Annotated in this window: 10 protein-coding genes; 4 read left to right on the top strand and 6 right to left on the bottom strand. The window is 46.0% G+C overall.

Annotation, left to right across the window (positions count from 1 at the left end; genetic code table 11):
* Positions 1–9 precede the first annotated feature (9 nt).
* Entirely contained in the window at positions 10–672 is a 663-nt protein-coding gene (locus HMPREF1222_RS11240) for a hypothetical protein (RefSeq protein ID WP_006189045.1), read from the top strand.
* Here the strand turns inward: HMPREF1222_RS11240 and HMPREF1222_RS11235 are convergent.
* Positions 654–1,838: a hypothetical protein gene (locus HMPREF1222_RS11235; protein ID WP_016519499.1), complete on the bottom strand. Its 1,185-nt coding sequence runs from the start codon at positions 1,836–1,838 to the stop codon at positions 654–656. The two genes, HMPREF1222_RS11240 and HMPREF1222_RS11235, sit on opposite strands and share 19 nt — an antisense overlap.
* Before the next feature lie 380 nt (positions 1,839–2,218).
* On the opposite strand from HMPREF1222_RS11235, the gene HMPREF1222_RS11230 reads away from it, so the two are divergent.
* The 3 genes from HMPREF1222_RS11230 (at position 2,219) to HMPREF1222_RS11220 (ending at position 6,930) form a co-directional block, all read left to right on the top strand.
* Positions 2,219–3,430: a substrate-binding domain-containing protein gene (locus tag HMPREF1222_RS11230; RefSeq protein WP_016519498.1), complete on the top strand. Its 1,212-nt coding sequence runs from the start codon at positions 2,219–2,221 to the stop codon at positions 3,428–3,430.
* Between the two features lie 228 nt (positions 3,431–3,658).
* Positions 3,659–5,152 (top strand): sugar ABC transporter ATP-binding protein, encoded by a 1,494-nt coding sequence (locus HMPREF1222_RS11225; RefSeq protein ID WP_016519497.1) that lies wholly within the window; start codon positions 3,659–3,661, stop codon positions 5,150–5,152.
* A 35-nt stretch (positions 5,153–5,187) separates the two neighbouring features.
* Positions 5,188–6,930 carry a galactose/methyl galactoside ABC transporter permease MglC gene (locus HMPREF1222_RS11220; protein ID WP_016519496.1) on the top strand — a complete coding sequence of 581 codons (1,743 nt, stop codon included), beginning with the start codon at positions 5,188–5,190 and terminating at the stop codon, positions 6,928–6,930.
* A 447-nt stretch (positions 6,931–7,377) separates the two neighbouring features.
* Here the strand turns inward: HMPREF1222_RS11220 and HMPREF1222_RS11215 are convergent, their stop codons facing one another.
* The 5 genes from HMPREF1222_RS11215 to HMPREF1222_RS11195 all read right to left on the bottom strand — a co-directional run bounded on the left by HMPREF1222_RS11215 (position 7,378) and on the right by HMPREF1222_RS11195 (position 12,285).
* Positions 7,378–8,202: an EFR1 family ferrodoxin gene (locus tag HMPREF1222_RS11215; RefSeq protein WP_016519495.1), complete on the bottom strand. Its 825-nt coding sequence runs from the start codon at positions 8,200–8,202 to the stop codon at positions 7,378–7,380.
* A gap of 165 nt (positions 8,203–8,367) precedes the next feature.
* A complete protein-coding gene (locus HMPREF1222_RS11210; protein ID WP_016519494.1) occupies positions 8,368–9,711 on the bottom strand; it encodes a butyryl-CoA:acetate CoA-transferase in 1,344 nt (447 codons plus the stop codon).
* An 8-nt stretch (positions 9,712–9,719) separates the two neighbouring features.
* Positions 9,720–10,499 carry an enoyl-CoA hydratase-related protein gene (locus tag HMPREF1222_RS11205; protein WP_016519493.1) on the bottom strand — a complete coding sequence of 260 codons (780 nt, stop codon included), beginning with the start codon at positions 10,497–10,499 and terminating at the stop codon, positions 9,720–9,722.
* A gap of 16 nt (positions 10,500–10,515) precedes the next feature.
* A complete protein-coding gene (locus HMPREF1222_RS11200) occupies positions 10,516–11,355 on the bottom strand; it encodes a 3-hydroxyacyl-CoA dehydrogenase family protein (RefSeq protein ID WP_016519492.1) in 840 nt (279 codons plus the stop codon).
* A gap of 207 nt (positions 11,356–11,562) precedes the next feature.
* Complete coding sequence (locus tag HMPREF1222_RS11195) at positions 11,563–12,285, bottom strand: transporter associated domain-containing protein (protein ID WP_016519491.1); 723 nt, start codon at positions 12,283–12,285, stop codon at positions 11,563–11,565.
* Between the last annotated feature and the right edge of the window lie 24 nt (positions 12,286–12,309).

Here is a 12,309-nt window from a genome sequence, read left to right as displayed (position 1 = left end):
TTATTGATAATGTTTAAAAAGCTATTGCCTATCTTATTTCTTTTTTCTTTCTCTTCTTTTCAGCTGGCGGGAATGAGTGCCGATGAGGCGTATCCTGCCATTAAAGAAGTAATTTCAGCCATGCCGATACCGGAGAATGTTCTATATCATTCAACGGTGAATGATATAGAACTCATACTCAGCACAGCAGCAGATACAAGTATTAACTTATTTGAATTGATCGATTGTATGTACCGCTATCTTGCTCCGAACAATAAGCGGCTTGAAATTTCGGGGGAAATACTCCGTAATGCACGGATCTCATTCGGCTATGGAGGATATCCTGTTGAGGTACTCTTACCGATAGATAATATCGTGAGCGTACAAGTTGGAGCGTGCTTTACTCAAGACCAGAACCCTCTTGAGATGGAACTTGATGCTCCCTACAGTGTATACATTGAAATTGCAACAGCTGCTTATGACACCCGGTGCGGTTTTACTAAGCTGGAACCGCTCAATTTTCTGGAATCTTACGGTATGTATATCAAAAAATGGAACATCACAAAGCAAGTACGGAAAATCCATCTTTATGAACCGGGTTTCGGTGCTGTATATGCGCGGGGATTCTTTAAACCGAAAAAGTGGGAACTTGCCCCTATCAGCCGAATTTCCCTTCAGTCCGCAGAACCTTGAGGTTTCAGCTCATTATTTCTTTCCTCAAGTCCCTGTTTTATTTCTTCCGCACGTGCAATGTCCCGTTGTGCTGTTTCGATGAGCTTTTCGTATTGAGCAATACTGTCCTTGTATCCGGAGATAGCGTTTTGTAACGTTTCTATTTTATGCATTTCGCTGCTACGCGCAATCTCATTTTCTGTGTATTCAATATCGATCGCGTTTTTTTCAAGTTTTACACGGTACTCCGCAATAGATTCCAAATACGGTTTAAACAGCTCCGGTACATCAGTCAATGCTTCTCCATTGCGTTGACCGGCATCAGTATAAAAAACATTGCTGTATTGCATGCCTTGCTGTCTTTCGGCTTCTTCAATCTTTTTATCCGTATCCTTTATCATATCCGTTAGCATATTGATCCGCTTTTGCGGGCTATCCGTAACGCCGCATTCCGCTAAAGTTTCTTCAAGTTTTTTCTGTTCGGTATCCAGCGTTTCTTTTCTGTCTTCCATTTCGTCCTGCTTGGAAACGATTGCTTTAAGCTCAATATATGCAGGTTCAAGCTGTTCCGGAAAGGCTGAGCCGCGTGCTTCCATTATAATATCATCCGTTAGAAGTTCATCTCCGGCTGCAATGATTTGCTCATTCATTTTTTTCTGCAGGCTATTCAATCTCCCTTTTAACGACAGCAATTGGGGGCTCAACGTTAGTTTTTTAAAAAAATGAGCGTCGTTTTTTTGCTGTTCAACGGCCTGTTTTTCCTGTTGTGTTTTTTCGATGGATTCCTGTACCGGTTTAATGGCTTGAACAATCTGCTCGATAGACGGTAAAGAGGTGTGTTGATAGGTTTGGAAGAAAAGCAGAATAAAATTATCCCGCGCTTTTTGATATGCACGCTGTTGATCGTGTAATACTTTATCAACTTCACTGTAGAACGCTTTTAATTCGCTTTGCCGTGATTGTGCCGTTTTGATGCTTAAAATGGTATTCGCATCTTTTTGCCGGTCTTCTCTCAGCGATTTCCATGTTTCAAAATCTTGTTCGTCAATATGCGGAAGAGCTTCTTTCCGTTGCGAAACATATTCAAATTGCGTTTCGCCGTATTCTCTATACAATGAATTAAGCATTGTTTGTAAATCTTCCCGCTCTTTTTTCTTATCCGATAAGTTTTTTTTCAGATTATCCATACAAAACCGCCTTTGTTCATCCCATAACTGTAGGGAACACTACTAATGCGAACTTCTAAAAACTTCGGTTTTTAGAAGTCTTCCTTAGATATAATATATCCTTTTATCGTAAAAAAGACTATATCCACGCGGCAAACGAAGCGGACGCTATTTGAAATACGCCTGTATTGTGGGTACTAAATCCGTATTTTGAGCATTAAAAATGAAAAAAATGGACAAAAAGTTTTGAAAAATTTGCATTCATATAGTATAATACGAAACGGTACCGGTAGTGTGCCGCAAGTCCTTATCAGTTGTATCTATCCGTATGAGCGGCTGACGGCGGATTTTGCAGCACCGATATATCATGGTACCGACTTATTTTGAGGAGGAAGATAACGATGAACTGTGTTTCAAAAGTATCTTACAAAGTTGTATTGGCTGTACTGGCGTGCAGCCTTTTGGTCCTTGCAAGCTGCGGAGGAAAGACTGCCGCAACGCTCAATAAGGATAAGCCGCTTGTGTTCTTTAACCGGCAGCCGTCCGATCCGACGACCGGTGCAATCGACATGACGACGATGAACTGGAACGACAAAACCTACTATGTCGGTTTTGACGCTGCAGGCGGCGGAGCCGTTCAAGGGGAACTGATTATGAACTTCCTTGCAAAGGCTGACGCTTCGATTGACCGCAACGGCGACGGTGTTTTAGGCTATGTGCTCTGCATCGGAGACGTAGGCCATAACGATTCCAAGGCGAGAACGGAAGGTATCAGACGGGCGCTCGGTACATGGGCAGGTTCTACCGACCCGGGCGTTGTGCAGGACGGTTCCATCACTATTGCAGGAAAGACATTAAAAGTAGTAGAGCTTGAAGGAAAAGCTATGACCGGAACCGACGGTTCAACGTGGAACGCAAATGCCGCTACCGAAGCGATGGGCGGCTGGGCAACCAAATTTGCAGACCAGATCGACATGGTTGTTTCTAACAACGACGGTATGGCAATGGGCTGTTTACAGGCTTCAAACTATCCGGCAGGCGTTCCGATCTTCGGCTATGACGCAAACGCAGACGCTATCGAAGCAATCGGAAGCGGCAAACTTTCCGGTACCGTCTCTCAGAACGTAGACGCACAGGCGACTGCAACATTGCAGGTATTACGCAATTTGCTCGACGGTTTAACCGGAGAAGCCGTATATACGCAGGGTATCTCCGTCGCCGACAAATACGGCAACAAGATTACCGCACCCGTACAGTACTGGGGCGATGTAAAAGCTATCATGGCTGAAAACTCAGGTGTAAATGCCGAAAACTGGCAGAACTACTCCGGCGGCAGCCGCGACGCAGGCATCAAGCAGACACAGGCCGATAAGAAAAAGGTATTGTTGACAATCTACAACTCTGCCGACAACTTCCTTTCTTCTTCGTATGTGCCGGCACTGAAATACTATGCACCGCTTTTGAACCTCGACCTGACAATCGTACAGGGCGACGGACAAAACGAATCCAGCTGCTTGGATCGCTTTACCAACCTGAATAACTTTGACGCATTCGCCGTCAATATGGTAAAGACCAACTCCGGCGCAGACTACACCGGCAAGCTGAAGTATTAATAATTGGCAATGTATAACCGGTAATGCGTAACTTTCAGAAGATGATGCGTTATGCATTACCGTTTTCTTTTCAAGTAGTGCTTTCCGTCATTCGATATATCTTGTCTTATGGCGGAATCAATGCTTACCGTAGAATGTATCAAAGGTATAAAAGAATTAAAAAAGTTATCGGATGTGCTGTACGGGGAGCTTTCTACTCCGAAAACGAAAACCATATAAGGAATAGTTATGGAAGACACGGTACTGGAAATTAAAAATCTTTCAAAGTCTTTTGCCAAGAACAAGGTATTGGAAAATATCAGTTTGACGGTTAAAAGAGGCGCTGTAGTCGGATTGATGGGAGAAAACGGCGCCGGAAAATCGACGATGATGAAGTGCTTGTTCGGTATTTATGCGAAGGACGAAGGGCGTTTTTTTCTTGACAATACGTTGATCGATTTTAAGTCTCCCAAGGATGCGCTGGAAAACGGCGTGGCGATGGTGCATCAGGAGCTGAACCAATGCCTTGACCGTACGGTGATGGATAATCTCTTTTTAGGCAGATATCCCGTTCGGTTCGGCGCGGTGAATGAGACAAAGATGCAGAAGGATACCGATGCGCTTTTTGCCTCGCTGGGGATGAGCGTGAATGCCCGCACGATTATGCGTACGATGTCGGTTTCGCAGCGGCAGATGGTGGAGATTGCAAAGGCTGTTTCGTATAATGCGAAGGTGATTGTATTGGACGAGCCGACTTCTTCTTTAACCGAGCCGGAAGTGATTAAACTGTTTTCGATTGTACGGACGTTAAGCAAGCGGGGCGTGTCGTTTGTTTATATTTCGCATAAAATGGATGAAATCTTTCAGATATGCAGCGAAGTAGCGGTGCTGCGCGACGGGCGGTTGACGCTTGCAAAGAATATTCACGACACAAATATGAATGAATTGATCTCGGCGATGGTCGGACGTTCGCTCGAAAAGCGTTTCCCCGATGTGGACAATACGGTGGGCGACGACTACTTTGAAGTACGCAATCTTTCCACTCGGTATGAGCCGCAGCTAAAGGATATTTCCTTTACGGTAAAAAAGGGAGAAATTTTCGGGCTGTACGGTCTTGTAGGAGCGGGACGGAGCGAACTTTTGGAAAGCATCTTCGGCTTGCGGACCGTTGCTTCCGGCGAGATGATCCTTGACGGTAAAAAGCTCCATTTTTCCAATTCAAAGGATGCGATGGCCTATAACTTTGCGCCCGTAACCGAGGAGCGGAAGTTCAACGGTATGTTCGGCAAGGCTTCCATCAAATTTAATACCGTTATTGCAAATATCGAAACCTATAAAACATTCGGTGTGCTGTCAAACCGTAAAATGCAGGAGGCGGCCGACCGTGAAATAAAGACTATGCACACAAAGTGTGTTTCTGCGGATGAATTGATCAGCGCACTGAGCGGCGGTAATCAGCAGAAGGTGATTATCGGCAAATGGCTTGAACGCCAGCCCGATATTCTGCTGTTGGATGAACCGACCCGTGGTATCGATGTCGGCGCTAAGTACGAAATTTATCAGCTGATTATTAAAATGGCAAAGGCGGGAAAGACGATTATCGTTGTTTCGAGCGAGATGCCGGAAATTTTGGGCATTACCAACCGCATTGCCGTTATGTCGAACTACCGCCTTGCCGGTATTGTCGATACCGCCACCACCGATCAGGAAGCGCTGTTGCGGCTTTCCGCTCGGTATCTATAAACACGATTGAATACGGAAATATACCGGAGGTTAGGATGAAAGACACACCCGAAAATCTTACACAGTATACGTTTACTGCGGAACAAATTGCGCAGGCGGATACTGCGAAACTTTTAGCGGAAGATGCCGTTCTGTCGGAATATACGAAGCGGCTGGATGAATTACGGGCTGGGGGAGTGAATAAGATTTCCGCAGTGATGCAGGAGATTGCCGCTATCCGTAAGAATAAATTGCTGAGCGCCGAAGAAAAAAGAAGCCGGATTGCAGGGCTTCAAAAACAGATTGAAGATGCTAAAACCGTTGCGGCGCAGCATAAGGATGAAGATAAAGAACTGACGCATAAGGCGGTTCAGCGGGTTAATGCGCTTGCCGCGGCGTTTGAACAGGAAGTAAAAAAGAGCGAGGACGAAAAAGCGGAACACCATAAGCAGGAATATGCCGCAAAGGTGCAAAACATTACCGAGGCAGCTGAAAAAAAGAAGCAGGATATTGCCGCAGCCTTTGCCGGTAAAACATCGGAAGAAGACCGGCGGGAACTGCAGCAGGAGCTTACCGCTGCCGGGAATGCGCTTAAATCCGCGCTGTTCGATGCAAAAAATCATTATGAAACGGCACTCGGAAAGTGCAAAACGGCAAAGCATCAGGTATATGTCGACCGGGTACAGAAAAATATCCATCTGCGCAACAGTAAGACGAGTTTTTCAGAAAACTTTGTGCTGGGTTTTAAAGATTATGCGTATAAGTTTACCCCGGCGCAGTTCTTTTTGGCAAACGGGTTGTACATTGCCATCGCTATCTTCTTTGTGGTGTGTATTATCGTCGCTCCCTTGTCGGGAAGCGGCAATTTGTTGACCATTTCCAATATTCTGACGATTTTGGAACAGTCGTCGGTGCGTATGTTCTACGCGCTGGGGGTTGCGGGGCTCATCCTGCTTGCCGGTACGGACTTGAGCGTCGGGCGTATGGTTGCAATGGGTGCGGTTGTTACCGGTTTAATTCTCCATCCGGGGCAGAATATCGTAACGTTCTTCGGCATGGGGCCGTGGGATTTTACCGCGATTGCGATGCCGATACGGGTACTGCTTTCCGTGAGTATTTCCATCATTTTATGCGTTGTGTTCAGCGCGTTTGCCGGCTTCTTTTCCGCATGGCTGAAAATTCACCCCTTTATTTCGACGCTTGCAACCCAGCTGATTATCTACGGGCTTTTGTTCTTCGGGACGAGCGGTACGCCGGTAGGGTCCATCGACGCCGGTATCAAGGACTTTTTCGGCGGCCGGTGGGTGCTCGGCGTAGTGAATGGAGAACTGGTAACGTTCCCTAAGCTGATTATCCCGGCGGTTATCGCGATTGCGGTTGCATGGTTTATCTGGAATAAGACTGTACTCGGCAAAAACATGTATGCGGTAGGTGGCAATGCCGAAGCCGCGAGCGTGAGCGGCATCAGCGTATTCAAGGTAACGATGAGCGTGTTTATCATGGCGGGTATTTTCTACGGCTTCGGCGCCTTCTTCGAGGCGTTTAAGGCGAATGCCAGCGCGGGTACCGGACAGGGCTACGAGCTTGACGCTATCGCTGCTTGCGTAGTCGGCGGTATCTCGTTCAACGGAGGTATCGGTAAGCTTGAAGGCGCGGTGCTCGGCGTTATCATCTTTACCGGTTTAACCTACTGCTTAACCTTCCTCGGCATTGACACCAACTTGCAGTTTGTGTTTAAGGGATTTATCATCATCGCCGCCGTTGCCCTCGACAGCGTAAAGTATTTGAAGAAAAAATAAAGCGTATCGAATAAACGTATCAGGCCGTTTTTTACATCCCCGCAAAATCAGGAGACTGTTCAAGCAGAGTTGAACCTCTTTGCGGTTCAAATGCTTGCCCAATCTCCTGATTTTGCGATTTATATTTGCTCACCTGATACGTTTATTCGGCTTTGGAAATAAATTGCGAAAAATTTTAAAAATTTTTCGCAGAAGGAAGGCGGTGGTTCCACGCAGCAGCGATGTTTTGTGCGCTCACAAAACACGCCTTCAATACGCCCAAGGATGGGCGTGGGATAGGTCAGAAACAAGTTTTGGAACAAAACTTGTCCTCTACCGATATACAAGGATGTATATCGGTAGAGAGGTATACGGATGTACAACAGTTGAAGACGGTTCAAATGCTTGCCTAATCTCCTGATTTTGCGATTTATATTTGCTCGTCTGATACGTTTGTTCGGCTTATGGTTAGGAAAAAAATTCCGAGATGGCTGGGCGCGTATAGTTTTGTTCCAGCATGGCTTTATGCGATAGGAATAGCGGATCGTCGAATGATTTTGCTTTTGTGTGGCAATACACAATACACGCTTGACACTTTATGCAGATGCCCGGAACTAAGGATACATCGTTTTTATCGATAGAGCCCATCGGGCATACGTCTACACAAACGCCGCAGTTGTCGCATTTTGCCTTATCAGTAACCGGTTTTGCCTTTAAAAAATTAACCGGTTTTCCGTCGGTGCCGAGCGGTACATAGTAGGCGGTGAGCGCTTCGTTCTTTTTTATTGAGGCATTGGGCAGAGAACCGCCGGATTTTTGAAGTTTTTCAAAAACCTCTTCGGCAAAAGCAGTTATCCGCTCCTCATCGGAGATATCCGGCCGCCCAATGCCTACCTCGGCAAATGCATGCTTGCATACTACAGCGCCGGCGGCAACTACCGAAAAGTTATTCTTTTCCAATTCACTGTGCAGTTCGCTTAACGAATTGTCAAAGCTGCGGTTCCCGAAGGTAACCACCGCTACGGCGCGCGTTTCGTTTCCCTTAAACAAGTTTTGCACAAAAGGCAATACCTTATTCGGGATGCGCCCTGCATAAGTCGGCACGCCGAAAATGACCAAATCCTCAGCCGAATACGTTCTGGTATCAGCATGGGCGGCAGGCAGCGTAAAATCATCCGATTCGGCCGGCACGGAAAGCTTTTGCGCCAACTGTCCGGCAATCGATTCAACAACCCGTTTGGTGTTGCCCGTAGGACTAAAAAAAACTGCTTTTATATTTTTAATTGTTTGCATACTCTTTATCCTTTTTTTTAAAAACCTGCGCGAAATTTTGTTATATTGGGTACAATTGGTGTGCGATAAACACGAACCTTATACTTACGAAATTCCGCACAGAAAGAAAACCATCGGGCTTGGGGCTGTCTAAAAAGTAACCAACTTTTGAGACAGCCCCGTTCCCTACCGTTTATTGGATCGTTTCCAGATATGGAGTTTTTCCGCTTCGGCGATTAAAGGATCTCTAAAATCGGGGTGGGCTATCGAAATTAAGGCCTCTGCCCGCTGCCACGTCGACAATCCCTTTAAGTTGACCTTTCCGTATTCGGTAACAAACCAATGAACATTGGCTCTGGTGTCCGTAACAACGGAACCCGGCGCAAGTGTCGGCCGGATACGGGAAGAAAGCGCTCCGTTTTTATCTTTAAAGGTTGAAGAGCAGCAAATAAAGCTTTTTCCGCCTTTAGATAGATAAGCGCCCAAGACGAAGTCGAGTTGTCCGCCCGCTCCCGAAATATGCTTGGTTCCCGATGTTTCGGCATTTACTTGACCGAACAAGTCGATATCCACGGCATTGTTGATGGACATAAAGTTATCGATTTGTGCAATAACCCGTGCGTCGTTCGTATAGGAGACGGGCGCCGCCATACATGCCGGATTGTTATTTACATAGTCGTAGAGCTTTTTGGTACCTGCAGCAAATGCAAATACTTGCCGCCCCGGATCGATTGCTTTCTTTGCGCCGGTGATTTTTCCCGCTTTGGCAATATCGACAAAAGCATCGACATACATTTCCGTATGCACGCCGAGGTCTTTTAGATCGGATTTTGCAATCATCGCACCGAGCGTATTGGGCATACCGCCGATACCGAGCTGCAGGCATGCGCCGTTCGGAATTTCTTCGATGATGAGCTTTGCGACAGCCTTATCGACTTCGGTAGGTTCTCCCTTATCGACCAATTCGTCTATCGGCGGGTTATCACCTTCGATAATCATATCGACATCGGAAATGTGGATCTTGTCATCGACACTGTTCACGCAGTTCGGCATATTCTTATTGACTTCTACAATAACGATATCTGCACAATCCGTAACCGCTTTTAGGTGAGAGGCATTCAACCCGAAATTGAAAAAGCCGTCTTTATCCATCGGCGCTGTTTGGAAAATCGATACGTTAAGATGCTTAATGTTTTCGTAATACCAGCGCGGCAGCTCGGAATAGCGGAGCGGAATATAAAAGCCGAAACCTGCCGTAATGGTTTTACGTTCATAACCCGACATGTGCCAAGAATTCCACGTATAATGAGCCTGAGGATCTTTTATTTTAAAGATTTCCGGTTCCCTCAGAACAACTCCGCCTCTGATATGAACATGCTCAAGCTCAGGCAGCCGTACTGCAAATGCTTTATCGAATGCGGCGGGGGTGTTGTTCCCCCATCCGTAATCGACCCAATCACCCGACTTGACCGCTTGGACGGCCTTTTCCGCAGTGGTCAGTTTTTGTTTATATAACGAACTATAATCCATAACTCTTCCTAGCGGTTATTAAATTTTTCGATTTTTTCTTTTTTGACAAAAGCGGTCATGGCCATTTTTTGGTCTTCCGTTGCAAAACATTGCGCAAATTCTTCCGTTTCAACGGCGATTGCTTTGTCGATGCTTACCTGCAAACCTCTGTTGATGGCTTCCTTTGCTTTTTTAATGGCAAAAGGCGCTTTTTGGCAGATGGTTTGTGCCATGGCGAGGGTTTCCTGCATTAAAGCTTCCGGTTTTGTTACTTTATTGACAAGACCGATTGCGAGCGCTTCGTCCGCTTTTATCGTACGGCCGGTGTAGATTAATTCTTTTGCACGCCCCGCACCGACTAACCGCGGAAGACGTTGAGTACCGCCGAATCCCGGCGTAATTCCCAAGCCTGTTTCGGGTTGAGCAAACCGTGCGGTTTCGGATGCAATGCGGATATCGCAGGCCATTGCAAGCTCGCAGCCGCCTCCCAAGGCAAAACCGTTCACCGCGGCAATGACGGGACAATGGAAGTTTTCTATGCGGAAAAATATTCCGTCGGCAAACTCGGCATATTCGGTCGCTTGTTTAGGGTTTTTATCCTTCATCTCTGCGATGTCTGCACCCGCTACAAAGCTTTTTTCCCCGGCTCCGGTAATAATCACCGCATAAATATTTTCTATTTTTTCAATCTCATCCAATACCTGTTTAAGATCGGTCAATACCTCGGTACTCAATGCATTTAAAACCTGCGGTTTGTTAATGGTGATTGTCGCAATATGACCGTCTATATGAAATAATACTGTGTTCATCTGCTATTCCTACTTTTTACTTTGAATAATCGTAAAAACCCTTTCCCGTTTTGCGGCCGAGTAATCCGCCGCGTACCATCTTACGAATCAGTGTGCAGCAGCGGTATTTGCTGTCGCCCGTTTCGCGGTACAATACGTCCATAATAGCTAATACAACGTCGAGGCCGATTAAATCGCCGAGGGCAAGCGGCCCCATCGGGTGATTTGCGCCGAGTTGCATTGCCGTATCGATATGTTCGGCGCTGGCAATACCTTCCTGCAGGATAAAGGCGGCTTCATTAATCATAGGAATAAGGATGCGGTTTACTACAAAACCGGGACCTTCGTGCACCTCAACCGGCGTTTTGCCCAAAGTCTTTGCCGTTTCTATGATGGTATTTTTTACTTCAACCGGCGTATTGAGCCCGGAAATAACTTCTATCAATTTCATTCTATCGGCGGGATTAAAGAAGTGCATACCGATGACAGGGTGCTTAATCCCTTTTGCAATTTCCGTAACGGATAAAGAAGATGTGTTTGTTGCAAAAATAGCCGATTCTTTGCAAATTCCGTCCAATTCGGTAAACAGTGTCTTTTTAGCTTCGCTTGTTTCCAATATGGCTTCGACAATTAAATCGCTGTCGGCTAAATCTTTGTATACGCCCGTTTTTAGATTACCTTTTACGGTAGCGGCAGCTTCCGCCGTCATTTTGCCCTTCGCAGCTAATTTATCATAATTTGCTGCAATTTTATCTATTCCCGATTGTGCCCATTCGATTTTTATATCGCACACCGTAACCTGATATCCGCTCGAAGCGAATGAGGCGGCAATTCCTTGCCCCATCGTACCCGCGCCGACAACACCGATCTTTTTCATACTGTAGCTCCTTGTACATACCATTTTGTAAAACATGCCGTCCAAAAAGGAATATTTAGGGCGGCCTTCCTCGGCAACGCTGAGGAAGAATGCCTCATGTTTCTTTAACATTAGAGACTTATATAGTTTACCACAAACAGTACCTAAAATAAAGCCTTCGCCTTAGATATTTATCCGAAAAAGCAGCCGACTTTTGGAGTATTCTTTTTAGTTTTTCTTTTTTATTGCGACCTGATCGATACGCTGCCCGTTCATGCTAAGCACTGTACAGATGTAAGAACCGGTGTCGATGCTGTCTCCCGGTTGGGGAATAGCGTCAAAGTGTGCAAGTAAATAACCGGCAAGGGTGTAATATTCTTCGGCGGGGGAGCGTTCCATATCTTCTAAAAGTTGAAGTGCCTGCACTTCGTCAAGGCTCATCTGCGCATTGACGATGATGCTGCCGTCAGCCTGCGTAGCGGTTTGCCGTTCGGTATTGCTTGTTGTCTGAACGCTTCTATTAAACAAGCTATTCAATAATCCGTTTTTTGTTACAAAGCCTTCGATTCCGCCGTATTCGTCGATAACGCAGGCAGCATTTGCCTTATGCTCGTTAAGTAATTCAAGCGTATGCTCGATGGTCTGAGATTCGGGAATAAACAGCGGTTTGGTTAAAATCTTTTGTAAATTAGGCGGCGGTGTTTCCAGCCTGCTCTGTAAATAGTCCCGGGCTCCGGCAATTCCGATAACCGCATCGATTTTGCTTGCACATACCGGAAAATACTCAATGTTCTTGTGAGTTTTTATCAGCGTAAGGATGTCTTGACTCTTATCGGTAATATCGATCCATACAATATCCGATCGATAGGTCATGCAGCTGCCGATTTTCCGGGTATACGCCGCCGGGCTTTTTTCTTTTGCCTGATGCTGTGACGGTAAAGGAATATTCATAGGATATGTACCGTGCAAAGGGTG

It is taken from the genome of Treponema vincentii F0403 (assembly GCF_000412995.1).
GTDB classification, from domain to species: domain Bacteria; phylum Spirochaetota; class Spirochaetia; order Treponematales; family Treponemataceae; genus Treponema; species Treponema vincentii.
Note: the sequence above shows the minus strand (reverse complement) of the source record. Positions and strands in the feature narration are given on the sequence as shown.

What these genes read in the sequence shown, in the direction of transcription:
- HMPREF1222_RS11240 (WP_006189045.1), top strand. Translation starts at nt 10, where the DNA reads ATGTTTAAAAAGCTATTGCCTATCTTATTTCTTTTTTCTTTCTCTTCT.
- HMPREF1222_RS11195 (WP_016519491.1), bottom strand. Translation starts at nt 12,285, where the DNA reads ATGAATATTCCTTTACCGTCACAGCATCAGGCAAAAGAAAAAAGCCCG.
- HMPREF1222_RS11215 (WP_016519495.1), bottom strand. Translation starts at nt 8,202, where the DNA reads ATGCAAACAATTAAAAATATAAAAGCAGTTTTTTTTAGTCCTACGGGC.
- HMPREF1222_RS11210 (WP_016519494.1), bottom strand. Translation starts at nt 9,711, where the DNA reads ATGGATTATAGTTCGTTATATAAACAAAAACTGACCACTGCGGAAAAG.
- HMPREF1222_RS11220 (WP_016519496.1), top strand. Translation starts at nt 5,188, where the DNA reads ATGAAAGACACACCCGAAAATCTTACACAGTATACGTTTACTGCGGAA.
- HMPREF1222_RS11235 (WP_016519499.1), bottom strand. Translation starts at nt 1,838, where the DNA reads ATGGATAATCTGAAAAAAAACTTATCGGATAAGAAAAAAGAGCGGGAA.
- HMPREF1222_RS11225 (WP_016519497.1), top strand. Translation starts at nt 3,659, where the DNA reads ATGGAAGACACGGTACTGGAAATTAAAAATCTTTCAAAGTCTTTTGCC.
- HMPREF1222_RS11205 (WP_016519493.1), bottom strand. Translation starts at nt 10,499, where the DNA reads ATGAACACAGTATTATTTCATATAGACGGTCATATTGCGACAATCACC.
- HMPREF1222_RS11230 (WP_016519498.1), top strand. Translation starts at nt 2,219, where the DNA reads ATGAACTGTGTTTCAAAAGTATCTTACAAAGTTGTATTGGCTGTACTG.
- HMPREF1222_RS11200 (WP_016519492.1), bottom strand. Translation starts at nt 11,355, where the DNA reads ATGAAAAAGATCGGTGTTGTCGGCGCGGGTACGATGGGGCAAGGAATT.